The sequence below is a fragment of the Bacillus sp. FSL R5-0434 genome (assembly GCF_038004745.1).
Taxonomy (GTDB): domain Bacteria; phylum Bacillota; class Bacilli; order Bacillales; family Bacillaceae; genus Bacillus; species Bacillus halotolerans.
In genome coordinates this window covers 1,930,752-1,956,214 of sequence record NZ_JBBORV010000001.1, presented here as the reverse complement: position 1 = coordinate 1,956,214, position 25,463 = coordinate 1,930,752, and the positions used below count along the sequence as shown (strand labels likewise).

The 25,463-nt window shown below is 43.1% G+C and carries 22 protein-coding genes and 2 pseudogenes; 14 read left to right on the top strand and 10 right to left on the bottom strand.

What is annotated here, in order from left to right:
• The 6 genes from NYE43_RS09945 to NYE43_RS09920 all read left to right on the top strand — a co-directional run bounded on the left by NYE43_RS09945 (position 1) and on the right by NYE43_RS09920 (position 6,203).
• Positions 1–1,335, top strand: a complete 1,335-nt coding sequence (locus tag NYE43_RS09945; RefSeq protein WP_326323861.1) for an acetyl-CoA carboxylase biotin carboxylase subunit — start codon at positions 1–3, stop codon at positions 1,333–1,335.
• A 14-nt stretch (positions 1,336–1,349) separates the two neighbouring features.
• On the top strand, positions 1,350–1,571 hold the full coding sequence (locus NYE43_RS09940) for an acetyl-CoA carboxylase biotin carboxyl carrier protein subunit (RefSeq protein ID WP_024121611.1): 222 nt from the start codon (positions 1,350–1,352) through the stop codon (positions 1,569–1,571).
• Positions 1,572–1,586: 15 nt separating this feature from the next.
• Positions 1,587–2,489, top strand: a complete 903-nt coding sequence (gene ldeG / locus NYE43_RS09935; protein ID WP_216394432.1) for a hydroxymethylglutaryl-CoA lyase — start codon at positions 1,587–1,589, stop codon at positions 2,487–2,489.
• A 16-nt stretch (positions 2,490–2,505) separates the two neighbouring features.
• Complete coding sequence (locus NYE43_RS09930; protein WP_216394433.1) at positions 2,506–3,288, top strand: enoyl-CoA hydratase; 783 nt, start codon at positions 2,506–2,508, stop codon at positions 3,286–3,288.
• Positions 3,289–3,307: 19 nt separating this feature from the next.
• Positions 3,308–4,837 (top strand): acyl-CoA carboxylase subunit beta, encoded by a 1,530-nt coding sequence (locus tag NYE43_RS09925; protein WP_326323859.1) that lies wholly within the window; start codon positions 3,308–3,310, stop codon positions 4,835–4,837.
• Positions 4,838–5,003: 166 nt separating this feature from the next.
• Positions 5,004–6,203, top strand: a complete 1,200-nt coding sequence (locus NYE43_RS09920) for a DHH family phosphoesterase (protein ID WP_326323858.1) — start codon at positions 5,004–5,006, stop codon at positions 6,201–6,203.
• Between the two features lie 47 nt (positions 6,204–6,250).
• Here NYE43_RS09920 and NYE43_RS09915 read toward each other — a convergent pair whose 3' ends face one another.
• From NYE43_RS09915 to NYE43_RS09905, 3 genes and pseudogenes are all read right to left on the bottom strand, one after another.
• Positions 6,251–6,847, bottom strand: a complete 597-nt coding sequence (locus NYE43_RS09915) for a DedA family protein (RefSeq protein ID WP_014113955.1) — start codon at positions 6,845–6,847, stop codon at positions 6,251–6,253.
• 73 nt (positions 6,848–6,920) lie between these two features.
• Entirely contained in the window at positions 6,921–7,814 is an 894-nt protein-coding gene (gene galU / locus NYE43_RS09910) for a UTP--glucose-1-phosphate uridylyltransferase GalU (RefSeq protein WP_341061725.1), read from the bottom strand.
• Positions 7,815–7,820: 6 nt separating this feature from the next.
• Positions 7,821–8,278: pseudogene (locus tag NYE43_RS09905) on the bottom strand (GtrA family protein).
• Positions 8,279–8,496: 218 nt separating this feature from the next.
• Between NYE43_RS09905 and NYE43_RS09900 the strand changes: the two are divergent.
• The 4 genes and pseudogenes from NYE43_RS09900 to NYE43_RS09885 form a co-directional block, all read left to right on the top strand.
• Positions 8,497–8,646: pseudogene (locus tag NYE43_RS09900) on the top strand (6-carboxyhexanoate--CoA ligase); the annotation flags it as partial.
• Between the two features lie 525 nt (positions 8,647–9,171).
• Complete coding sequence (gene xynD, locus NYE43_RS09895) at positions 9,172–10,710, top strand: alpha-L-arabinofuranosidase (protein WP_341061723.1); 1,539 nt, start codon at positions 9,172–9,174, stop codon at positions 10,708–10,710.
• Between the two features lie 173 nt (positions 10,711–10,883).
• Entirely contained in the window at positions 10,884–12,155 is a 1,272-nt protein-coding gene (locus NYE43_RS09890; protein WP_341061721.1) for a glucuronoxylanase, read from the top strand.
• Between the two features lie 531 nt (positions 12,156–12,686).
• Complete coding sequence (locus NYE43_RS09885) at positions 12,687–13,832, top strand: alpha/beta hydrolase (RefSeq protein ID WP_341061720.1); 1,146 nt, start codon at positions 12,687–12,689, stop codon at positions 13,830–13,832.
• A gap of 398 nt (positions 13,833–14,230) precedes the next feature.
• Here the strand turns inward: NYE43_RS09885 and NYE43_RS09880 are convergent, their stop codons facing one another.
• The 3 genes from NYE43_RS09880 to NYE43_RS09870 all read right to left on the bottom strand — a co-directional run bounded on the left by NYE43_RS09880 (position 14,231) and on the right by NYE43_RS09870 (position 17,797).
• Positions 14,231–14,491, bottom strand: a complete 261-nt coding sequence (locus NYE43_RS09880) for a YnfE family protein (protein ID WP_101861294.1) — start codon at positions 14,489–14,491, stop codon at positions 14,231–14,233.
• Positions 14,492–14,567: 76 nt separating this feature from the next.
• Positions 14,568–16,067: a cellulase family glycosylhydrolase gene (locus NYE43_RS09875; RefSeq protein WP_341061717.1), complete on the bottom strand. Its 1,500-nt coding sequence runs from the start codon at positions 16,065–16,067 to the stop codon at positions 14,568–14,570.
• A 332-nt stretch (positions 16,068–16,399) separates the two neighbouring features.
• Complete coding sequence (locus NYE43_RS09870) at positions 16,400–17,797, bottom strand: alanine/glycine:cation symporter family protein (RefSeq protein ID WP_024121597.1); 1,398 nt, start codon at positions 17,795–17,797, stop codon at positions 16,400–16,402.
• Positions 17,798–18,254: 457 nt separating this feature from the next.
• On the opposite strand from NYE43_RS09870, the gene NYE43_RS09865 reads away from it, so the two are divergent.
• The gene (locus NYE43_RS09865; RefSeq protein WP_044155717.1) at positions 18,255–18,605 is read left to right on the top strand and encodes a hypothetical protein; all 351 of its coding nucleotides are present in this window, start codon (positions 18,255–18,257) and stop codon (positions 18,603–18,605) included.
• A 24-nt stretch (positions 18,606–18,629) separates the two neighbouring features.
• Positions 18,630–18,755: a hypothetical protein gene (locus NYE43_RS09860; protein WP_010334426.1), complete on the top strand. Its 126-nt coding sequence runs from the start codon at positions 18,630–18,632 to the stop codon at positions 18,753–18,755.
• Between the two features lie 50 nt (positions 18,756–18,805).
• Here the strand turns inward: NYE43_RS09860 and parC are convergent, their stop codons facing one another.
• From parC to NYE43_RS09845, 3 genes are all read right to left on the bottom strand, one after another.
• Positions 18,806–21,223 carry a DNA topoisomerase IV subunit A gene (parC, locus tag NYE43_RS09855; protein ID WP_341061715.1) on the bottom strand — a complete coding sequence of 806 codons (2,418 nt, stop codon included), beginning with the start codon at positions 21,221–21,223 and terminating at the stop codon, positions 18,806–18,808.
• 3 nt (positions 21,224–21,226) lie between these two features.
• Positions 21,227–23,194, bottom strand: coding sequence for a DNA topoisomerase IV subunit B (gene parE / locus NYE43_RS09850; protein ID WP_095713928.1), 1,968 nt, complete (start codon positions 23,192–23,194; stop codon positions 21,227–21,229).
• A gap of 390 nt (positions 23,195–23,584) precedes the next feature.
• Positions 23,585–23,992 carry a CoA-binding protein gene (locus NYE43_RS09845; protein WP_010334424.1) on the bottom strand — a complete coding sequence of 136 codons (408 nt, stop codon included), beginning with the start codon at positions 23,990–23,992 and terminating at the stop codon, positions 23,585–23,587.
• A 168-nt stretch (positions 23,993–24,160) separates the two neighbouring features.
• Between NYE43_RS09845 and plsY the strand changes: the two genes are divergently transcribed.
• Both plsY and NYE43_RS09835 read left to right on the top strand, forming a co-directional pair.
• Positions 24,161–24,742 carry a glycerol-3-phosphate 1-O-acyltransferase PlsY gene (gene plsY / locus NYE43_RS09840; protein ID WP_024121591.1) on the top strand — a complete coding sequence of 194 codons (582 nt, stop codon included), beginning with the start codon at positions 24,161–24,163 and terminating at the stop codon, positions 24,740–24,742.
• Positions 24,743–24,844: 102 nt separating this feature from the next.
• Entirely contained in the window at positions 24,845–25,132 is a 288-nt protein-coding gene (locus NYE43_RS09835; protein ID WP_024121590.1) for a HesB/YadR/YfhF family protein, read from the top strand.
• A 31-nt stretch (positions 25,133–25,163) separates the two neighbouring features.
• Here NYE43_RS09835 and NYE43_RS09830 read toward each other — a convergent pair whose 3' ends face one another.
• Positions 25,164–25,463, bottom strand: coding sequence for a hypothetical protein (locus tag NYE43_RS09830; RefSeq protein ID WP_024121589.1), 300 nt, complete (start codon positions 25,461–25,463; stop codon positions 25,164–25,166).

The following is a 25,463-nucleotide window of genomic DNA, read 5'->3' as shown; positions in this document are numbered from 1 at the left end:
TTGTTTACAAAAGTGCTGATTGCCAATCGCGGAGAAATCGCAATGAGAATCATACGTACGTGCAGCCGCCTTGGGATCAAAACGGCAGCGGTATATTCTGCAGCAGACAGAGATGCGCTCCATACAAAGGCAGCAACAGAGGCTTATTATATCGGAGAATCGAGAGTCAGTGAGAGCTATTTAAATATTGAGAGAATCATAGAGGCGGCGAAAAAGGCAAATGCCGACGCCATCCATCCTGGATATGGATTATTGTCTGAAAACAGCCGTTTCGCGCAACGCTGCAAAGAAGAAAACATTGTATTTATCGGTCCTTCACCCGCTGTGATTGCCAAAATGGGAAGTAAAATTGAAGCACGAAAGGCAATGGAGGAGGCAGGTGTTCCTGTAGTGCCGGGTGTTTCCGAATCCCTTGGAGATATTCAGGCAGCCTGCCTCGCCGCGAGTGAAATCGGCTACCCCGTTATGCTGAAAGCTTCAGCAGGGGGAGGAGGCATCGGAATGCAGCTCGTTCCTGACGAAGAAGCATTGATAAAGGCGTATGAAGGAAACAAAAAGCGAGCAGCAGATTTTTTTGGAGACGGGTCCATGTATATAGAAAAGGTGATTGAACACGCCCGCCACATCGAAATTCAAATTCTTGCCGATCACCACGGGCATGCCGTGCATCTGTTTGAACGTGATTGTTCTGTCCAGAGGCGCCACCAAAAGGTCATTGAAGAAGCCCCATCTCCATTTGTTGATGATGAGCTGAGAATGAAGATAGGAGAAACGGCAGTGAAAGCAGCCAAAGCGATTGGCTATGCCAATGCGGGAACGATCGAATTTTTAGTCGATGAAAATAAAAACTTTTATTTTCTGGAAATGAATACGAGATTGCAGGTAGAACATCCCGTGACTGAAGAAATTACAGGTTTAGATTTAGTTGAGCAGCAATTAAGGGTTGCGGAGGGACAGACTCTCAGATTCGCTCAGCAGGACATAAAACGAAACGGGCATGCCATAGAGGTCAGAATATATGCGGAAGATCCGAAAACCTTCTATCCGTCACCGGGAACAATCACCGCTTTTTCTCTCCCGGAACAATATGGAGTCCGACACGAATGTGCAGTAACAACAGGGAGCGCAGTTACGCCTTTTTACGATCCGATGATCGCCAAAATGATCGTCAAAGGCCAAAACAGAGAGGAAGCGATTGAGAGGCTAAAGGAGGCACTCCGTGACTATCGGATAGAAGGGATCAAAACGAATATTCCGCTTCTCTTACAGGCTGCTTCATCAGAAGCATTCAAAAAAGGAGACGTCACAACTGATTTTTTGAAAAACAACTTATAAAGGAGGCAGCTGTCATGACGATACACATTCAAATGGCAGGGAACCTGTGGAAGGTGCATGTCAAAGCCGGAGACCACGTTGAAAAAGGCCAGGAAGTCGCCATTTTAGAATCAATGAAAATGGAAATCCCGATTGTTGCAGAGAGAAGCGGAACAGTCAAAGAAGTGAAAAAAAAGGAAGGTGATTTCGTGAATGAAGGTGATGTGCTGCTCGAACTGAACGATCCAACTCAATAATTGGGGAGGCTTACCATGTCCTATCCTAAAAAAGTCATGTTAAGAGAAGTCGGCCCGCGGGACGGCTTGCAAAACGAACCGGTGTGGCTTGCAACAGAAGACAAAATCACTTGGATCAACCAGCTTTCCCAGACAGGACTCTCCTATATCGAAATAACATCCTTCGTTCATCCAAAATGGATTCCCGCGCTTCGAGATGCTCTAGATGTGGCAAAAGGCATCAGCCGGGTAAAAGGCATCACGTACGCAGCACTTGTCCCTAATCAAATGGGACTGGAGAATGCGCTGGAAGGGGGTATTGACGAAGCTTCTGTCTTTATGTCCGCAAGCGAAACACACAACGTAAAAAACATCAACAAATCCACTGCTGACACTCTCCAAGTTCTCAAACAAGTAACAGACGACGCAAAAAAAGCAAATCTTACAGTAAGAGCCTATCTCTCCACAGTTTTCGGCTGTCCGTATGAAAAACATGTACCGATCGAACAAGTGATTCGCCTGGCAGAATCTTTATTTGAATTCGGAATTTCTGAACTATCGCTTGGAGATACGATCGGCGCGGCAAATCCTGTACAGGTTGAAATCGTACTTGAAGCGCTTTTGAAACGATTCCCGGCAAGCCAGCTCGCACTCCACATTCATGATACAAGGGGAACGGCTCTCGCCAACATTCTCACCGCTCTGCAAATGGGCATCACCACATTTGACGGCTCAACGGGCGGGCTTGGCGGCTGCCCATATGCTCCAGGTTCATCGGGAAATGCCGCGACAGAAGATATCGTGTACATGCTTGATCAAATGGGAATCGAAACAAACGTAAAGCTCGCCAAGTTACTTCCAGCAGCCAAATGGATCGAGGAGAAAATCGGGAAACATCTTCCGAGCCGAAACTTACAGGTGTATAAATCATCTTTATAAAAGAAAGGAAATACCAATGGGAGAATCTATTCTTTTCACTGCAAAAACAGAACACATTGCTGTCATCACCCTTAACAGGCCCCATGCGGCAAATGCCCTTTCGGCAGAAATGCTTAGAGACCTGCAATCCATTCTCCAAGAAATCGAATTCAACACGAAAATCCGCTGCGTCATCCTGACAGGCGCCGGTGAAAAAGCGTTCTGTGCGGGAGCAGACTTAAAAGAAAGAATAAAAATGAAACAAGATCAGGTTCTCAAAAGTGTATCCTTCATTCACAGAACCGCTGCTTTACTCGAAGCCTTGCCGCAGCCGGTGATAGCAGCCATAAACGGAAGTGCTTTAGGAGGCGGGCTTGAATTGGCATTGGCATGCGACATCCGAATAGCAGCCGAGAACGCTACGTTAGGCCTTCCGGAAACGGCTTTAGCTATTATCCCAGGCGCAGGAGGGACACAAAGACTTCCACGTCTGATCGGCAGAGGAAAAGCAAAAGAACTCATTTATACAGGCAGACGCATAACCGCACATGAAGCCAAAGAGATAAACCTTGTAGAACATGTTACGGCTTCTTGTGAGCTTATGGCGAAAGCAGAGGAACTGGCAGAAGCCATTTCAGCTAACGGACCAATTGCCGTCCGCCAGGCTAAATTCGCGATCAATAAAGGATTGGAAACAAACCTTGCAACGGGATTATCAATTGAACAAAAAGCGTATGAACACACGATCCCGACAAAGGACAGGACAGAGGGACTTCAAGCCTTTCAAGAAAAAAGACGTGCCGTATACACGGGAGAATAAAGATCGGAGGGAATACCTTATGGATTATGAAAAAGAACGAACAGAACGGGCGGAAAGGATACAAAAAGGCGGAGCGGAGAAGTATCATCGCAGCAACCAAGAAAAAGGCAAGCTCTTTGTTAGAGAGCGGCTTGCCCTTTTATTTGATGATGACATCGAGCTTGAGGACGCTTTTTTTGCAGAATGTATGTCAGACGGGCTTCCCGCCGACGGAGTCGTAACCGCCATTGGTAAAATCGGCGGCCAAACCGTCTGCGCCATGGCAAATGATTCTACAGTGAAAGCAGGCTCCTGGGGAGCAAAAACAGTCGAAAAAATCATCAGAATACAAGAAACAGCAGAAAAATTAAACTGTCCGCTCATTTATTTAGTCGATTCGGCAGGCGCCAGAATCACCGACCAGATCAATGTATTTCCGGGCAGAAGAGGCGCAGGGAGAATTTTTTACAATCAGGTCAAATTGTCAGGGCGCATTCCCCAAATCTGCCTTCTATTCGGCCCGTCCGCAGCTGGGGGTGCTTATATTCCTGCCTTCTGCGATATTGTCGTCATGGTAGACGGTAACGCGTCCATGTATTTAGGCTCGCCGCGGATGGCGGAAATGGTGATCGGCGAAAAGGTGTCACTTGAAGAGATGGGAGGCGCCCGCATGCATTGTTCAGTTTCTGGCTGCGGAGATATTCTCGCTGAAACTGAACAAGAAGCCATTCACTTGGCACGCTCATATTTATCTTACTTTCCGGCAAATTATAAAGAAAAAGCGCCTGTACAAGAAAAACGGCCGCCAAAGCTCTTTGACATACCGCTTTCCGACGTTATTCCGCAAAACCAAAATGCACCTTTTAATATGTTTGAGCTGATCGATCGTGTAATAGATGAAGGCTCTTTTTTTGAAATCAAAGCTTTATTCGCACCGGAAATCATTACAGGTCTTGCGAGGATTCACGGACATCCTGTCGGAATTATCGCGAATCAGCCAAAAGTAAAAGGCGGTGTCTTATTCCACGATTCAGCGGACAAAGCCGCTAAATTTATCACATTATGCGACGCCTTTCATATTCCTTTGCTGTTCTTAGCGGACATTCCCGGCTTTATGATCGGCACAAAGGTAGAACAGGCCGGAATTATCCGCCATGGAGCCAAAATGATTTCAGCGATGTCAGAAGCAACCGTCCCCAAGCTTTCTGTAATTGTGAGAAAAGCCTATGGAGCGGGATTATATGCTATGGCCGGACCGGCTTTCGAACCGGATTGCTGCATAGCGCTTCCAACCGCACAAATCGCCGTAATGGGCCCTGAAGCAGCCGTAAACGCTGTCTATGCCAAAAAAATCTCCGAGCTGCCGAAAGAAGAGAAGGCTCAATTTATCAGCAGCAAACGCGAGGAGTACAAAGAGGACATCAATATATACCGCTTGGCTTCAGAGATGATCATTGACGCGGTAATCCCAGCCAATTCATTGCGCGAGGAATTGCACAAACGGCTTATGGCGTACATGACAAAGGAAGTGACATTCACCAATCGAAAACATCCGGTCTATCCAGTTTAAAAGGAAGTACCAGGAGCGTGATAAGCGCTCTTTTTATTGTTTTAGATAATTTTATTATGTAAACTAATCAACTGTGCATAAAACCCTCTGTTTTTTACAATAGTAAATAAAGGCTGCCGCACACCTATAGCGGCAATCTCCAGTATGATAAAAAGGGGCCTTTATTATGTACCATTTATATTCACATAACGACTTGGACGGAGTAGGGTGCGGGATCGTTGCGAAATTGGCTTTCGGGAAAGAAGTTGAGGTCCGTTATAACTCTGTCAACGGCTTAAATGCTCAAGTCCAATACTTCTTAGAAAAAGCAAAAGAGAGCAGCAGACACGATGCCTTATTTATCACGGATCTTGCTGTCAATGAAGAAAATGAAAAGAGGCTGAACGAGTATGTCCATGCGGGCGGAAAAGTGAAACTGATTGACCACCATAAAACAGCCCTTCATTTGAATGAGCATGAGTGGGGATTTGTCCAGGTGGAATACGATGACGGACGTCTTGCATCGGCCACATCTCTTTTATACGACTATCTTGTCCAAAATGATTTGATGAAGCCGACAAACGCCTTAGATCAATTTACAGAGCTCATCCGCCAATACGACACTTGGGAATGGGAGCAGTACGATCAAAAACAGGCAAAGCGGCTCAATGACCTTTTCTTTTTGCTTTCAATCGATGAATTTGAACAAAAAATGATTCAGCGGCTTTCTGACCATGACGAATTCTTCTTTGATGAATTTGAAGTGAAACTGCTTGATTTAGAAGAAGAGAAAATCGAGCGCTACCTTCGCAGGAAAAAAAGAGAAATGGTGCAAACCTTTGTTCACGAACACTGTGTAGGTATCGTTCACGCAGAATCGTACCATTCTGAACTCGGAAACAGACTCGGAAAAGACAATCCGCATCTTGATTACATTGCCATTTTAAGCATGGGATCAAAACGAGCCAGCTTGCGCACCATTCATGATTACATTGATGTTTCAGAAGTAGCAGGCCGGTACGGAGGCGGGGGGCATGCGAAGGCTTCAGGCTGTTCCATAACGGACGAAGTATACGATTTGTTTGTAGCTGAAGCATTCCGAATGGAACCGGTCCGCCCAGATGCATTCCGTAATTTCTATAATCTGAAAGGGTCGGCAAACGGCTCATTATACGAAAATCGCGAACAAATGAGATTCTTCCTGTTTCCTTCGGACAACGCATGGAACATTCAAATTAACGGGGAGACACAGGATGAAACCTTCTCGGCTTTTGAGGAAGCAGAATGGTTTATTAAAAGGAATTACGCGGCATCTCTTGTACGGGATGAAGTGTTTGTCGCATTTTTAGCGGAACATATGAAGCTTTCAAATCATCATCGAAAATAACAAAAAAATATGCATAGTGGAGAGTCCTCCCTATGCATATCCATTAGCTATCGTTTAAAAATGGCTGTGCGTTTTTTTATGACAAAATAAAGTGCAATGACCACTATAGCCAGTATCATAATCGGTGTTGTATAAGTGCCCGCAATGTTCTCAACGTCATCCCACTGGCTTCCGAGCTGAATGCCTAAATAAACAAACAGGATAGACCACGGAATGATAGCAAGTACAGTCAGTACCACAAATTTGAGAAACGGCATTTTGGCAATGCCTGCGGGAATTGATATCGCATGTCTGACAACCGGTATAAAACGTGCCGAGAAGACAACCCCCGTACCGTACTTTTGAAACCAGTTTTCTGACATGTCAATGTGATGCTTTTTAATCAATAAGTACTTCCCGTATTTGTCCAAAAACGGCCTGCCGCCATAGCGTCCGATCCAATAAATAAAGATCTGGGCAATGGTGCCCCCGATAACCCCCGCAATGATGGCGCCGATAAATCCAATCGTGCCTTCCGATACCATATAGCCGCCATAGGCCAATACAATTTCACTCGGTATGATTTCGATCATCAACCCAATTGCAATGCCCGCATATCCCATATTCGTCAGCCAAGTTAAAATTTCGCTTATCAAACTGCCCACATTCTTCACAACCTGTCCTTATCTTTTTCACTATTATATGACTGATTGACGAGCAAGATGGTTACAAATTTTTTTATCGCAGCACTTCTTTTGTTTCCCGTTTGAGCACTTCTTCTAAATAAGCTAAAAGCTGAGATCTCATTTCAGGACGCATTAAGCCGATTTCGGTGCTTGCTTTAAAACAGCCCAATTTATCGCCAATGTCATATCGTTTTCCTTCCAGAAGCCGCGCATGAATAGGCTGGGTACGGCAAACCTCACGAAGTGCATCTGTTAATTGAATCTCATTGCCTGCGCCTCTCCCGATCGACTTCAAAACAGGGAAGATAGAAGGATTCAGTACATATCGTCCCATCACTGCAGTTTCGGAAGGGGCTTCTTCCGGAGACGGTTTTTCAACTAAATCGTTCACTTCATACACATGGCTTTGAGAGCCTGATGTCTGAATAATGCCATATTTGCTGACATCCTCAGGGAGAACAGACTGTACGCCGACAACCTCTGTGCCATAATCGGCGTATACATCCATTAATTGCCGAAGAGCCGGCTTTTCAGACACCATAATATCATCGCCTAATAGAACGGCAAAAGACTCATCTCCGATAAAATGCTCCGCACACAGCACCGCATGACCTAAGCCGAGCGGTTCTTTCTGGCGGATATAATGAATATTGGCCAAATCGGCAATCTGCTGTATTTCCTTAAGCGTCTCCGTCTTGCCTTTTTCCCGCAGATTGAATTCCAATTCCGCCGACCGGTCAAAATGATCTTCAATCGAGCGTTTGTTTCTCCCTGGAATAATCAGTATATCCTCAATTCCTGACTCTACGGCCTCTTCTACAATGTATTGAATTGCTGGTTTGTCTACAATCGGGAGCATTTCTTTCGGCTGCGCCTTTGTCGCCGGCAGAAATCTCGTTCCTAAACCCGCTGCGGGAATGACCGCTTTTCTCACTTTTTTTCTCATTCATCTTCACTCCTGATCCTGTATGTTTTTCAGCAAATCTCCAAATACCCAGATTCGGTTTCCTATAAAATTCATCATCATTCCACCGATAGTGGCGGCGAGCTTACTCACCAAAAGCGAACAGCCGCCTTTTTGAAACAAATAAAGCAGCAAAAAGGTGATCCCCGACGCGGCAATATTAATCATGAGAAAGCGCACGATCTCTTTTCCGTCAGCCTTACGTTTTACACGAAACGTCCAATTCCGGTTCCACACATAGCTGTTGATGATACCTGCCGAATAGGAGCAGATCTGTGCTAGCAGATAAGGGACATGACAAGCGGTGAGAAGAAAGAAGACACCAAAATCTATCAGCGTATTGCCGACGCCCACGGTGCAAAAACGGCCTAATGTTTTTATTTTTTCCTCAACATAACGGCACCCGGTTTTGACCTCCCTTCATAAAAAATGCAGATGGCTGTCACATTTGTTGATATGGATTACTTTAGAGGACAGTGTTGAATAAACAATTACTAAAATATGAACAAAACATGAAAAAATAATGAGGCCTTGCAGATTCATTAAGTTAATAGTTTGATCGTGCAGGTTGGCATATTTTACGAGGAACACTAATTGCACAAGTGTTAACCTTTAATGAGTTTAGTTAACATTCATTCTCAAGGTTAGAAAGGAGGGGAATATGATGCAGGAAGAAACATATTACAGCGTCAGAATGAGAGCTTTCCAGGACGCCCCCTATGAACAAGGCGGAGAACGGGTCATCACTTACAGCGGTTTACAGGAAGGGGTGAATGGCTTATTACATAAAGGCTTCTCGCACTCGAGAGGGACAGCGACAAAGCAAAAGGCATCACAGGTCAGGCCGTAGTTATGGACGGCGGGTATACCGCAATAGTTCTTGTACTCTAAAAAAAACAGCCGCTCTGAACGGCTGTTTTTTTGCGCCTGAAAACCTTTTAAGACTGATTTTCCCACCTTATATATTCAATGAATAAATGTATCCAGTTTCTTTGTAAAACCGAACAATAATTCCTCCGAAAGTATTCTATACACATTTATTATAATCATGCTAGGATGTTAGATAAAGGGATATTTTGTATAATATTGCATCTCTATTCAATGTGATCGGAGGGAACTCTTGAAAAATCCTGCCTTTTTATTTCCTGCCAGCAGCATGCATCGGCAAGCTGTGGTACGTGTCATCAGGATGGCGGAGGAAAAGGGGGGGGCTAAATATACTTATTTGAATGTCAGTGCGCTTTTCACCGTTCGATGATATGATCGGCATCCGATTTATGTGTCCTTCATGACCTGTGTGATCACCCCCCATTTTTAGAAAAAAGGAGGATGTTAAGTCATGAGTAAAAAGTGTAGCGTATGTTTATGGGTTCTTGCTTTATTATTGAGTTGCTTATTTGGGGAGTCTGCGTATGCAGCCAGTACTACAATTGCAAAACATGCAGGGAATTCAAACCCCCTTATAGACCATCATTTGGGAGCAGATCCGTTTGCGCTGACCTATAACGGAAGAGTCTACATCTATATGTCAAGTGATGACTATGAATATAATAGCAACGGAACGATTAAGGATAACTCATTTGCCAATTTGAATAGAGTATTCGTCATCTCTTCAGCGGATATGGTGAACTGGACAGACCATGGAGCCATTCCGGTAGCAGGTGCCAACGGGGCTAATGGCGGCCGGGGGATTGCGAAATGGGCAGGTGCGTCCTGGGCCCCGTCAGTCGCAGTTAAAAAGATAAATGGTAAGGATAAATTCTTCCTTTATTTCGCAAACAGCGGCGGAGGTATCGGGGTTCTCACCGCAGACAGCCCGATTGGCCCATGGACCGACCCAATCGGAAAAGCGCTCGTAACGCCAAGTACGCCAGGAATGTCCGGTGTTGTATGGCTTTTTGATCCGGCAGTATTTGTAGATGATGACGGCACCGGTTACCTGTATGCCGGGGGAGGCGTTCCTGGCGGTTCAAATCCAACGCAGGGACAATGGGCCAATCCTAAAACAGCAAGAGTCATGAAATTGGGGCCTGATATGACCAGTGTTGTTGGAAGTGCAGCTACAATTGATGCGCCTTTTATGTTTGAAGATTCGGGAATGCATAAGCATAACGGAAAATATTACTATTCCTATTGCATTAATTTCGGGGGCACGCACCCGGCCGATAAACCCCCAGGTGAGATCGGCTATATGACCAGCTCAAGTCCCATGGGTCCCTTTACATATAGAGGGCACTTCCTGAAAAATCCGGGAGCATTTTTCGGAGGTGGCGGAAACAACCACCATGCTGTTTTCAATTTAAAAAATGAGTGGTATGTGGTGTACCATGCTCAAACTGTCAGTTCCGCTCTGTTCGGGGCCGGCAAAGGATACCGTTCTCCCCATATTAATCAACTGGTGCATAATGCAGATGGATCCATTCAAGAGGTTGCGGCAAATTATGCAGGCGTAACACAGCTTTCCAATTTGAATCCATTTAACCGGGTAGAAGCTGAAACGTTTGCCTGGAATGGACGCATATTGACCGAGAAATCTTCAGCAACCGGCGGGCCGGTAAATAATCAAAATGTAACAAGCGTTCATAACGGAGACTGGATTGCTGTAGGAAATGCAGACTTCGGGGCGGGCGGTGCCAGAACGTTTAAAGCAAATGTAGCATCCACTATAGGCGGGAAAATAGAAGTGCGTCTAGACAGTGCAAACGGTAAGCTTGCAGGAACCCTGAATGTACCTTCCACAGGCGGAGCGCAAACCTGGAGAGAAATAGAAACTGCGGTAAGCGGTGCAACCGGTGTACACAAAGTTTTCTTTGTATTTACCGGAACAGGTACAGGAAACTTGTTTAATTTTGATTACTGGCAGTTTACGCAAAGATAGCACCGTAATGGCTCCGCTTAAGAAACGAGAAGGGTGCAGAACTGACCAACGCCGGAGCAGCCCCCATTATGGATATAAGGAAAAGTTTGATATACAACCTTTTGTTTGCAATATAAAAGAAGACAGATCAGATTCTTCTAATACCGTAAAAGACATATGAAGGAGAGGAAAAAATGATTTCAAGCGTAAAAAAACCAATTTGTGTATTATTGGTATGTTTCACTATGCTGTCAGTCATGTTAGCCGGGCCAGGTGCTACTGAAGTTTTAGCAGCAAGTGATGTAACAATTAATTTATCTGCAGAAAAACAAGTGATCCGCGGTTTTGGAGGCATGAACCACCCGGCTTGGATTGGAGATTTGACAGCAGCTCAAAGAGAAACCGCTTTTGGCAATGGACAGAATCAGTTAGGTTTTTCAATCTTAAGAATTCATGTGGATGAAAATAGAAATAATTGGTACAGAGAAGTGGAGACTGCAAAGAGTGCGATCAAACATGGAGCAATCGTTTTTGCTTCTCCCTGGAATCCTCCAAGCGATATGGTTGAGACTTTCAATCGTAATGGTGACACATCAGCTAAACGGCTAAGATACGATAAGTACGCCGCATACGCGCAGCATCTTAACGATTTTGTTACCTACATGAAGAATAATGGCGTGAATCTTTATGCGATTTCTGTTCAAAACGAGCCTGATTATGCGCACGAATGGACGTGGTGGACTCCGCAAGAAATACTTCGTTTCATGAGAGAAAATGCCGGTTCCATTAATGCACGTGTCATTGCACCAGAATCTTTTCAGTACTTTAAAAATATATCGGACCCCATTTTGAACGATCCACAGGCGCTTAGGAATATGGATATTCTCGGAACTCACCTGTACGGTACTCAGGTCAGTCAGTTTCCTTATCCTCTATTCAAACAAAAAGGAGCAGGGAAAGAGCTATGGATGACGGAAGTATACTATCCAAACAGTGACAACAATTCAGCGGATCGCTGGCCCGAGGCATTAGGCGTTTCAGAGCATATTCACCATTCAATGGTGGAGGGAGATTTTCAATCTTATGTTTGGTGGTACATCCGCAGATCTTACGGTCCTATGAAAGAGGACGGTACGATCAGCAAACGCGGTTACAATATGGCTCATTTCTCGAAGTTTGTGCGTCCCGGCTATGTAAGGGTAGATGCAACGAAAAATCCTAATGCGAACGTTTACGTGTCAGCCTATAAAGGTGACAACAAGGTCGTTATTGTTGCCATTAACAAAAGCAATACAGGGGTCAACCAAAACTTTGTGTTGCAGAATGGATCTGCTTCTCAGGTATCTAGGTGGATAACAAGCGGAAGCAGCAATCTTCAACCTGGAACGAATCTCAATGTAACGGGCAATCATTTTTGGGCCCATCTTCCAGCTCAAAGCGTGACAACATTTGTCACAAATCGTTAAGGGGACCTCAGGCAAGCGGGCCCGCGGACATGTTTTGCCAAAAATCCATATAGCAAAACCAGAGAAGAGGAATAAACTAGAGGAAGAAATTATATATTTAATTTGATGGGTTTTTTTGAATTTTTGGTAATACAATTCTGTTTCTGAAAATGACAGAGTTGTATTACCCTTTATTATTTGGGAAAGTAAAAGTGGATCCATTCTGAACGACCGATGCACTATCACTGAGATATTATGAATATTTATAGAAGGGTATTGTAGAACCTTGTCGAAATTTTATAGAAAAATCTTGTTAAAAGAGATGTGCACATGTATTCGCTCATTAACATGAAAAGAAGCAGCAAGTTTGGAAATAATTATTGGGAATTATATAGTCCTTAACTAAAAAGGAATGTTCGCTTGTTCAGTGATCTAGAATACGATTTTTGGGTTCTTGTTGAAACAGACCCTAAAACAGTTTTGAAAAGCGCTTATAGCGCAATGTATGTATTTCACATTCGCCACTTTTATTAATGAAGGGGGAACAAGAAAGTGAAAACTTATGACGCATTTCCAGAACCAATTGGCGGCTATGCTGTTGGTCGAACCCAGATGGATGTTGAGTACACGGCATCAGATCACTCAAAAAGAGAACTGACGGCGTTTGTGTATTATCCATCTGACAGCAGCGAAGGGAAGACTACATCAACGTACATGTTTTCTGAAGTCTATGAGATGCTTAATGATCAGCCACTTGTCACTGAGTATCTTAAAAAGAAGGATTTTTTCTCTATCGATATCAAGACCCAGTGTTACGACGACATTGCTCTCTCCGGGAAGGAAAAGCGCTATCCGGTGTTATTCTATGTTTGCGGCGGTGGCGGTTCTCCAGAATGGGGTACAGTGATCTGTACAGACTTGGCAAGCATGGGATATGTTGTGGTAAGCATCGGCCATCAGAATAGCACAATGTATAAGCGTAAAGATGGGCGCCTGTTTAATGTATCAAAGGATTTTTCGGATGTCATTATGGCGTTTTCTGAAGATACGGAGATGCTGGCGTTGGCTGGTAAGATGGAGATGCGGCCTGACGATGAAACTGCCATTGAGATGTGCCATAACGTGCTTACACTGCCGATACTTGCCAAGTTAACAGAGTATAGTGAATTACAGGCAGAAGATGTAAGGTATGTAGCCGATTATCTTTACAAATTGGACTCTGGAGAGCTGAATTCCATCTTTAAGGGCAGATTGTTGCTTGACATCGGCATGGGCATAGTCGGACATTCTTATGGAGGGCCTGCGACGGCGATTGTTTGCCGGGACGACGACCGGTTCGCCTGCGGGATTGGCTTGGATAGCGGTGCGTTCGACCTTCTCGACAGCGACCTTAAGAAACCCTTTTTGCTACTGTTTTGTGAACCTAACTATAACATGAATGCGATAATTGGCGCTAACAATAGCATGGAAACCTATTATTTCTCTGTTGATCGTGTTGCGCATTTAGATTACTGCGACATCGTGTTTACCAGTGTTAATGAGGAACTCAGAGGCGAACGGGATGCTATAGAGATGCGAAATCTTGTTACAGACTATACGAAGAACTTTTTTGATCATTACATACTGCAGAAGGCTGCAAGTGTGGAGAGTCTGGCATACGATGGCGTGGACTTGATCAAGAAGACCAGCAACAAGTGACATAACCGAATTGGGCATTGGAAGCGGCAAAACAATTAAAAAAATCAACTGACGAAATAGATTATTATTACAAGCTCAAGGGTGCAATGATTTGTCAAATTTCATTGCACCTAAACAATTATTGTTTTCGCGAGCTACTTTAAAGTTTTTTTCTTATACAGATAATAATCCTGGCATAAGAGAGGCTGAACAACAATGGTGTGGATTTACGACTTATTTTAGTTAACATAATATATATTCTAGGAAGTAATTAATTTCAAAGAAATTCCGTCTCAATAACAAAGTATACTTAAGTTAGTGAGACAGAATAAGAAAATTACTTGCAGGTTGGCCAATTTCGATTGCTTTTCATTTCAAGTGTCAAATGCCTGAGCTTCAGGAAGTCTTATTAAGAAACTTTAAAATGGCGAAGTCAACCCATAATATACGGCTTCCAGATCTTCCAATGTCATATCACCGTATGCGCATTTGATCACCGAATCAGCAAACTCATCATAATCATAATCGCTGGTAAAGCCTTGCTGCAGAAGTTTTTCGTAGGCTTCAATCTGTTCTTTTTGGTTTTGGATATCTTTTTCCTTTCCTGGATAGTCCGGTCCGTTAACCAAGTCGCTGTTTTGTTTGAACAGCAACATATACTGTTTCAATGTTTCGTCCACAGCTTGTACCTCCTTGTTTTGCCGCTGATTAGATAATGAAAACGGACACCAATTGTGATGTCCGTCAAAACAGTCACTATTTGGGTTCTGTTCCCCAAATCAGTTTTCCGTTATTATATAATGTCATTTTTTTTGTATCTTTAAACGTATTTGACTGGAAAAAAGAATAATCACCGGCTTGTGAATAATTGCTCCAGTCCTCATTGTGAAGACGAATTTGAATTTCTCCGGTGCTTGCTCCCGGTGACAGCGTCCCGTTTCTAAACCCAAGTTCCAGATAGGCATCTGCACCTTTTACAGGTTTATGTAATGTCACAAACTTGTGCGTCACATTGCTGCATCCGATCTTCGCGTAATCACAGTCGAAGTTTTGACCTTTGTTTTTCGTGTTATACCAGTAGCGGACAGTTACATTTTTTAAGTTAACGGTGGTCTTGCTGTTGTTTTTCACATTGATCTGAGGACGGATTTGGTTGCTGTTCACACTTCCATCCCCTGTTCTGTATTGCACAGAGATGCTGTTTTCCTGTGCGGGTTTCTCTTGCTTTGGCGTCTCAGATCTGTCTTCACTCGAATTTTGGAGACCGCGGATGTTTTCTCTTACAAATGTCCCTGAAGCGGATAAATCTGATAACGGCCAGCCGCCTGTTTTAGATGCCCCCGGCTTTAAAGCTGAGGATGATTCCTGCTTATCAGAAAGGTTCCAGTTTACCCAGCTGATTTTCTTGCTGTCGAGATAATTCAGCCATTCCCTCGACTGGTCAAGGTATACCCCTCCATTTCCGGAAGCGTCACTCGTCCCCCATTCCGTTACAAAAATCGGAGCTCCTTTGCTGAGCGCATAGTCCGCTTTATCCCTTAAAAACTGGCCGTGTGTACCGGCATAAAAATGAAGCGCGTACATGACGTTTGCATCCTTAAGCTGATCATCCGCAGCATCGTTGACATCCTGGCTCCAAGTGCCTGTTCCGGTAATAATGATGTTATCCGGGTCATTTTTACGGATAACGGAAATCACTTCTTCCGCATACGGTTTGATATCGCGCTTCCAATTTACATCACCGTTCGGTTCATTAGCAATTTCATATATAACGTTTGGTGAGCTTCCGTAAAGGCTTGACATTTCCTTAAAGAATTCTTTTGCCTTCTCTTTATTTTGATTTGGATTGCCATCATTTAAAATATGCCAGTCAATGATGACATATATTCCGAGCTCTTTTGCCGCTTCAACAGCTTCTTTGACTTTATTTTTCACAGACGGATTCTCTATATAACCGCCGTCAGCCGTGTACATTGCCGCCCGGAAGACGGTAATTCCCCAATCGTCTCTTAGCCATTTTAAAGTGTCTTTATTGACATAATCGCCGAACCACTGCAAACCGTGTGAGCTGATTCCTTTTAGCTGCACCGGTTTTCCGTTTTGATTGACTAGCTGAGTACCTTTAATGCTAAGCTGGCCATTAAGGGCTACAGGCGTTTTCGCCCCTGCTGCAGATGCTTCTGGTGCCGCGACACCGCTAATTGTTAATACTGTCATTAATAAACATGCGATAAAGATAGAGACTGAACGTTTCATATAGCATTCTCTCCTCCTTCAAATAATCATGTAGAACGTATGGCTAATAGCTGCCGCTCTCCCTCCCTTTCTTTTTTTAAACACGCACTCATTGTAAAAATCTTTCTCATGATTGTCTATCAACCTAATTTCTTGTTTTTAGGCGGCTTAAAAGCCTGTCTATTGACTCTTTTTGTGTTGCTTCCTATACAGCTGACACGTGTATATCAGGGATAAAAGTGTTTGATCAGGACTTTACACGTTATTTTTTGATGAAATCAAAAGATTCCGCTTTTTTTCGGCAAATAAAAAGCTGCATTCAAGTCATTGAATGCAGCCGTATTCTTTATAAATTATGCTTCTTGTTTCTCATCTTCCCAAGTTTCAGCGTGTTTCAATCCTGGGATATTTTTTGCTTTAAACACAGGATCAAGTCCTTGTTTGCGCTGTTTCGCGTAATCTTTATAGACTTTGTATGCTACATTTGACAGCAGTGTGATCACAACTAAGTTAATTAGCGCCATGAGCCCCATAAAGAGATCCGCCATGTCCCAAACAAGTTGAAAGTCTGCCATACATCCGTAAACAACCATAAAAATAACCGCGATACGGTAAATATTCAGCCATAGCTTGCTAGTTTTAATAAATTCAATATTTGTCTCACCATAATAATAGTTTCCGACAACTGAACTGAATGCAAACAAGAACATTGCGATGGCTATAAAAGTCGGCGTCCAGCTTCCAATATGGTGATTTAATGCAGCCTGTGTTACTTGAATACCGTCACCTTTTGGCGTTACGCTGTAAAGTAATACGATAAACGCAGTAGATGTACAGACAATAAATGTATCGAAAAATACACCCAATGTCTGAATAAGACCCTGTTTTGCCGGGTGCGAAACATGAGCTGTCGCAGCTGCATTCGGCGCGCTTCCCATTCCTGCTTCGTTAGTGAATAGTCCCCGTTTTGCGCCGGTTATAATGATGCCTCCTAAACCGCCGCCGACAATTTGTTCGAAGCCGAAAGCGTTCTTGACAATTGTTGCGATAATTCCTGGGAATGCAGAAATGTTAGTAATCACTACATATAAAGCAATAAGAATATAAATGCCTGCCATTACCGGAACAATTAATTGTGATACCGCCACAATACGTTTTAAACCGCCAAAAATAATAAACGCAGTTAAAACAGCAAGAATGATGGCTACTGCTGTTTTATTCACATGAAAAGCGCCATCTAAGGCACCCGCTATTGTGTTAGTTTGAACAGCGTTAAAGATTAAACCGAACGATACAGTAATTAAAACAGCGAATACAATGCCGAGCCATCTAGCTCCAAGCCCCTTTTGGATATAGTAGGCCGGTCCGCCGCGGAAATCCTCCCCGTCTCTCACCTTATAAAGCTGCGCTAACGTACTTTCAACAAAGCTTGAAGCCATCCCTACAGCAGCTACAACCCACATCCAAAATACAGCTCCTGGTCCGCCTGTCGCAATTGCTAAGGCCACACCAGTCAAATTTCCTGTACCAACTCGGGATGCCGCAGAAATAAAGAACGCCTGCATAGATGAAACGCCTTTATTTCCTTCAGGCTTCTCACCTACTATTCTAAACATTTCAATAAAATATCGGAATTGGATAAAACCAAAGCGAATTGTAAAAAATAATCCAAGTCCTACTAAAATATAGACTAAATAATCCCAAATAAAGGCACTTGGAATATTAATCATTTTGCTGAAAAAAGACTCCATACTTACCTCCCGTTTTTGCAATTCATGCTGAATTCATTTTTGATGTTAGATTTTTTAACACAACGAGTATTATTATATCACAATATGTCGAATTAGAAAGTTTTTTCGGAAGAATATTATGTTAGTTTGATTTTTTATTTTCTATGAATAAAATCATTAGAAATCAATAAAAAGAGTCTCCCTTTCTATTCATTCTCCGCTTGTTTCTCCCTAACCTTAGGGTGTATATCGTGATAATGTTTGAGCTGCAAACATATCTTTAAAATATGTTTTGAATCACACCCTAGATCGGGTATACATATACTAATAAAAGACATTTCACTTTAAAAAGGAACTGAAACGATATATACTTAACAAAGTGAATTTTATTTTTAAATTTAATAAATCAGGTTTACTTTTAAGATGGTCTGGGGTATCATTATAAAAATATTCAGTAATATCGAAGGGGGGAGATCATTTGAAAAAAGTAACGATACTTAAAGCGTCCATCTTATTTTTGGCGATTGCCAGTTTTCATTTGTTCTCAATTCCCCACGCCTTTGATATTGGCCATCATTATAAAGCGGTAGCCGACCAGCAGGAAATGCATGAGATGAAAGCTGGCCAAAATGCAGATGATGAAAAGAAATCCATCACCGGAGCTTTTGCGCTGACTGCCTTCTCAATGGCTGTGCTGCTGATGACCGCGGAAAACAAAGATATATGTTACTCCCGGAGACGGCAGCGAAGAAAAAGCTTTATACTGGCCAAATTTTATCAATCGTCTTATTTCGACAAACTTCATGTTCAACATCACCCGAATATATAACGAAAATATGAGGAGGCTGTTAACATGTTGTTTATCTTAAGAATGGTGATTTTAGGCTTGTTCTCTTTCACAGCGCTGAACTTATTTGTATGGCAAGGTATTGAAGTCATTCATGCCGTGACAGACTTATTCACCAGCCATGAAAGCTGATGAAAAACAAAATATACCCGCTCACGATATGTGGGCGGGTTTTTTAATGATTATTCAGTTGTAAGACGCCAGACAGCTGTGACATTGCCTGATTCTTCTTCATCAATAAAGAATGAACCATTGCTGTATCTGTCGTTTGTTCGCAGCTCTTTAGCCTGCAGTTCTTTTCTGTCCCCTTTTTCCGTTTCTGCCATAAACCATTCATCTAGTCCGCACGCGAACAGCGAAACGACACGATGCGGATTTTTCTTCAGTTCACGCAGCATAACGACTCCCCGTTTTGCACGGGAGGTCTTTTCAAACTCAGAAAGACTCATACGTTTGACCGCTCCCCGCTGTGTAAACAATACGAGAGAATCAGACTCATTCAGAATTTCTCCTGACACGACAAAGTCTCCATCTTTCAAGTTAATTCCTTTAACGCCAGCTGCACGTGCGCCCACAACATTTACTTCATCTTCTCCAAACCATAGGCCATATCCGAGATGTGTCGCCATCAAGATCTGACTGTCACCATTTGTCACATGTACATCAATCAGCTCGTCTTCACCCTTTAGATTTAACGCCACAAGTGCTTTAGAATAACGCTGTGCTTTGTAATGGGTGAGTTCTGTCTTTTTCACCATGCCGTTTTTCGTGAAGAATAAAAGATAAGCAGATGGATCAAACTCTTTTATCGGTATGGCCTTTACAATCGTTTCGTCACGTTCAATCGTGATTATGTTAGAAAAGTGCTGGCCCATGTCCTTCCATCTGATATCAGGCAGCTGGTGAACCGGACAATAGATATAGCTTCCCTTATTCGTGAAAAGCAGCAGCACATCTGTCGTATTCATTTCAAACTGGTGCAGCATCCTGTCTGTGTCCTTCATTCCAAAATCCTGTCCGTTTGAAGCGGCAAAGGAACGCTGGCTTGTGCGCTTTAAGTAGCCATCTTTTGTAACGGTCACGTATACATCCTCAGAGGCAACCATGACTTCAAGATTAATTTTGATTTCCTCAATTTTTTCTTCAATGACAGAGCGTCTCGTGTCCGCATATTTCTTTTTCAGCGCTTTTAAGCTGTTTGTAATGACCTTTAACAGCTTTTTATCATTGCTCAAAATCGATTCAAGCTCTTCAATATTTTTGCTGAGCTCTTCAGCCTCTTCCTTGAGCGCTGTGATATCGGTATTTGTTAAACGATATAGCTGCAAGGACACGATAGCTTCAGCCTGAGGCTCAGTGAATTCATATTTCGCCATTAAATTGTTTTTGGCGTCACGTTTATCGCTTGAGGAGCGAATCGTTGCGATAACTTCATCCAAGATCGATAAAGCTTTCATAAGACCTTCTACAATGTGATGTCTGTCTTTTGCTTTTTGAAGCTCGTAAACGGATCGGTTTGTCACAACTTCTTTTTGGTGGCCGATGTATGCATCTAAAATAGATGGCAGACTCATCAGCATTGGACGGCGGTTGTGGATCGCCACCATATTAAAGTTATACGTAATCTGTAAATCAGTATTTTTATATAAGTAATTCAAAATGCCCTTGGCATCTGCTTCTTTCTTTAGTTCTACGACCACTCTAAGGCCGGTTCGGTCTGTTTCGTCTCGAACCTCGGAGATGCCCTCAACCTTTTTATCAATACGGTACTCGTCCATTTTTTTCACAAGGTTGGCTTTATTGACTTCAAACGGAATTTCTGTAATCACAATTTGCTCACGTCCGCCTCTGATCGTTTCGATCTCAGCTTTTCCGCGGATAATAATTTTCCCTTTTCCGGTTTCGTAGGCTTTTCTAATGCCATCAACGCCCTGGATAATTCCGCCTGTCGGAAAGTCAGGCCCTTTGATCACTTCCATGAGATCGTCTACAGAGCATGACGGCATTTGAATGCGTTTAATAACAGCATCAATGACCTCTCCTAAATGATGAGGCGGTATATCAGTCGCGTATCCTGCAGATATACCGGTAGATCCGTTGACCAGCAAGTTAGGGAACATAGCCGGAAGTACAACAGGCTCCTTGCTTGTATCATCAAAGTTTGGGACAAATTCAACAGTATTTTTGTCAATATCCCGCAGAAGCTCTGATGCAATCGAAGACAACTTCGCTTCTGTGTAACGCATGGCCGCCGGAGGATCTCCATCTATACTTCCGTTATTCCCGTGCATTTCAATTAATACATTCCGCACTTTCCAATCCTGGCTCATCCGCACCATTGCTTCATACACCGAACTGTCACCGTGCGGATGGTAGTTACCGATGACATTACCGACCGTTTTGGCCGCTTTTCTGAAATTTTTATCAAATGTGTTTCCGTCCGTATGCATCGCATACAGAATTCTGCGCTGTACGGGCTTTAAACCGTCGCGCGCATCAGGAAGCGCCCTGTCTTGAATAATATATTTACTATAGCGTCCAAAACGGTCGCCGATCACCTCTTCTAATGGTAAATCATGAAATAATTCTGGCTGTGACAATCATTAAACCTCCTCAGCGACCGATAAGTTTTCATTTTCTAAAATATTGCTTTCTTCGTCTAAGCCGAAAGCTACGTTTTTCTCAATCCACTTTCTGCGCGGCTCTACTTTATCGCCCATCAATGTCGTCACGCGTCTCTCAACACGTGCCGCGTCGTCAATTTTGACTCTTACAAGCGTACGGGATTCCGGATTCATCGTCGTTTCCCACAGCTGATCTGCGTTCATCTCACCAAGACCCTTGTATCGCTGGATTGTATAGCCCTTGCCGACTTTTTTCAGTACATCATCCATCTCTTCATCAGACCATGCATATTCAATGATTTCTTTTTTCCCGCTGCCTTTGCTGACCTTATATAAAGGAGGCAGTGCAATAAATACCTTTCCATTCTCAATGAGCGGCTTCATATAGCGATAGAAAAAGGTTAAAAGCAGCACTTGAATATGAGCGCCGTCAGTATCGGCATCCGTCATAATGATGATTTTATCGTAGTTAATGTCGTCGACTGAAAAATCAGCCCCGACACCGCCGCCGATGGCATGAATGATCGTATTAATCTCTTCGTTTTTAAAGATATCAGCAAGCTTTGCTTTTTCCGTGTTAATGACTTTACCGCGCAATGGCAGAACCGCTTGGAATCTGCGGTCTCTTCCCTGCTTTGCTGAACCGCCCGCAGAGTCACCCTCAACGAGATACAATTCATTTTTTGCCGGATTTCTCGAACCCGCAGGTGTCAGCTTACCGCTTAATGTCGCTTCTGATTTTTTTCGTTTTTTGCCGCTTCTGGCTTCTTCCCGGGCTTTACGTGCCGCTTCTCGCGCCTGGCTCGCCTTTATTGCTTTTTTCACAAGAAGAGTAGCGGTGTCCCGATTTTCCTCTAAAAAGTAAGCAAGCTGTTCTGATACGATTGCGTCTACAGCAGATCTTGCTTCGCTTGTGCCGAGTTTTCCTTTTGTTTGTCCTTCAAATTGAAGAAGTTCTTCAGGAATACGGACAGAGATTATAGCTGAAAGCCCTTCCCTTATATCTGTGCCTTCAAGGTTTTTATCCTTTTCTTTCAGCAAAGCCACTTTTCTCGCATATTCATTAAAGGCTCTCGTCATCGCTGTCTTTGCACCTGACTCATGAGTACCGCCGTCTTTTGTTCTGACGTTGTTAACAAACGACAGGATATTTTCTGAATAGCCGTCGTTAAACTGAAACGCAAAATCCACTTCGATGGAATGATGCTCTCCTTCAAATGAGACCACTTCAGACAGAGCATCTTTTTCCTCATTTAAGTAAGCAACAAACGCTTCTATTCCGTTCTCATAATAAAAGACTTCACGCTGGCCGTTCCGCTCGTCAATCAGTTCAATTTTTAATCCTTTTAATAAAAACGCTGATTCCCGTAAGCGTTCAGAAAGCGTTTCAAAATTATAAGTTGTTGTGCTGAACATTGTCGGATCAGGCTTAAAGTGAGTAAGTGTGCCTGTCTTTTTCGTTTTGCCAATCTTTTCGAGAGATGTGACCGGTTTACCTCCGTTTTCAAAACGCTGCTGATAGACGAAGCCGTCCCGCTCAATCGTAACCGTTAGCCATTCAGATAAAGCATTCACGACAGATGCGCCGACGCCGTGAAGCCCTCCGCTTGTCTTATAACCGCCTTGACCGAATTTTCCGCCTGCGTGAAGCACCGTTAAAATGACCTCAGGGGTTGGTTTGCCGAGTTTATGCATTCCAGTCGGCATGCCGCGGCCTCTATCCTGTACAGAAATACTGTTGTCTTTATGTATTTTAACGATAATGTGATCTCCATGGCCGGCAAGTACCTCATCGACGGAGTTATCTACAATTTCATAAACCAAGTGATGCAAGCCTCTCGCGTCGGTTGAGCCAATATACATACCCGGCCTTTTCCTTACGGCTTCAAGGCCTTCCAGCACCTGTATGGCATCTTCGTTGTAATCAAATTGCTGTTTTCTAGCCAAACGTACAAACCCCTTTCAAAAAACTAACATTCTCTTTTTCATTGTTACTTGTCAATTGTATAAAAGTATTTTTCATAATCCTTGCCCCGGTGCGCTTCTGCCTTGGACTCTCCATTATAACCAATGTCATCCCATTCTCAACATACAGCTAACGAATCATTCCGTAAAACATCCAAAAGTGCTGTTTTTCCAAGATGAGAACGTATGTTTGTTTATTATATATAAAGCAGCGGACCTTCGCAAATCGAACGGCCGGAACCCAGCTTAGCAAGGCATTCAAAAAAAGCTGTTCAAGCTTTATTGTATCTGTTTCACAGTAATTCGCAAACAATATCTTTACATGAAAAAGCAAAAATCCTTGAATTCACAAGGATTTTTGCAGCTCTGCACCTATTTTGTTACAGCGTGTGCCACTTTTATGCACAGATCCATGATGACCGTTCTGCCTTCTTCCTTCAGCATCTGATAAGCCTCTTCGTTTACCAGGCCTTGCTGCGCCCAAAATACCGGGGCATCTGTCTCCAGAAACTCTTTAGCGACATCAGGAAGCTGTTCTGAACGTCTGAATACATTTACGATATCAATCGGACCGTCAATTTCTTGTAACGATGATACGGCTTTTACACCAAGCGCCTCTTCGATCGTCGGATTTACTGGTATGATTTCGTATCCCGCATCCTGCATCGCTTTTGATACCATATACGATGTTCTATCGGGACGGTCTGAAAGCCCGACTACAGCAATTCTCTTACTTCCATCAAGAATTTCTTTGATTTCCGCTTTTGAAGGGTTTTGCATGATAGACCACTCCTTTTTGTTTATTCTACACGACCGAAAAGGAAGAAATCAAAATATGATGTATGGCTGATTAGATTTGTAAGCAAACTTTACAAAAAAACTTATCATCAGATCATGATATCTCATGTTAAAATAGAGATTAGGGACATTAAAAAAGGAGAAATGTAGATGTTAATTGCTTTATTGATTATTTTGGCCTACTTGATAGGCAGCATTCCATCTGGCTTAATCGTAGGGAAGCTTGCCAAGGGAATTGATATTCGGGAGCATGGAAGCGGAAACTTAGGCGCTACCAACGCGTTCCGTACACTGGGCGTAAAAGCTGGTTCGGTTGTCATAGCCGGAGATATTTTAAAAGGGACACTGGCAGCTGCATTGCCTTACCTCATGCATGTTGATATTCATCCGCTCCTTGCGGGAGTCATAGCGGTTCTTGGCCATGTGTTTCCTGTGTTCGCCAAATTTAAAGGCGGCAAAGCCGTAGCAACTTCGGGAGGCGTCTTGCTGTTTTATGCACCTCTGTTATTCATTACAATGGTTGCGGTCTTTTTCATCTTTTTATACTTGACTAAATTTGTCTCTCTGTCATCAATGTTAACAGGGATATATACTGTCATATATAGTCTCTTTGTACATGATAAGTATTTATTGATTGTCGTCACGCTGCTCACTGTTTTTGTAATATACAGGCACCGGGCGAATATCAAACGAATTATCAATAAAACAGAACCTAAAGTCAAATGGTTATAATGGTTATAAATGTTTCAAAAACTTCTATTTTGACACGAGATAGCCTTATACGTTTATAATAGAGAAAATCAAATGATAACAAAGGGAAAAGGGGGTCCTGTTATGAATATGACAGTTAACGAAGACGCGCTGAACTGGTATAAAGAAGAGCTCGATTTACAAAACGGAGACCAAGTTCGATTTTTCGTCCGCTATGGCGGCTGCAGCAACGTTCAAAAAGGCTTTTCTCTCGGAGTGGCGAAAGATGCTCCCCAAGAGGCAGGAGTCACGGCAGAAGTCGGCGGCATTACCTTCTTTATTGAAGAAAGTGATCTTTGGTACTTTGACAACCATGATCTTCTCGTCAGCTATTCAGAGTCGGCTGATGAGCCTGTATTTGAATACCATTAAGAAAAAGAACGCATATCATATGCGTTCTTTTTTATAAATGAAAACGTGTGAGATGGTCGGTCAGCTTTTCTTGTTCTAAGATATATTTTTGCGTCTCGCCCAATAGATCAAAGTGGGGAAATTCGCTTTTTTTATGTATCCATTCTTCCTTCAAACCGTACGCCGCACCCCATTGAACCAGCTTATCAATATCTGCACAGCCTGCTTTTGTCACGGTTTTAGATTCCGGGAAACGGTCATCCAGCCAATAATGTGTTAAAAATGCGATTTCCCCTCTTTTGACTGCCTTCTTCCAGCGGTTAACTTCCTCCCGTTTCACGCCAAATGCCAT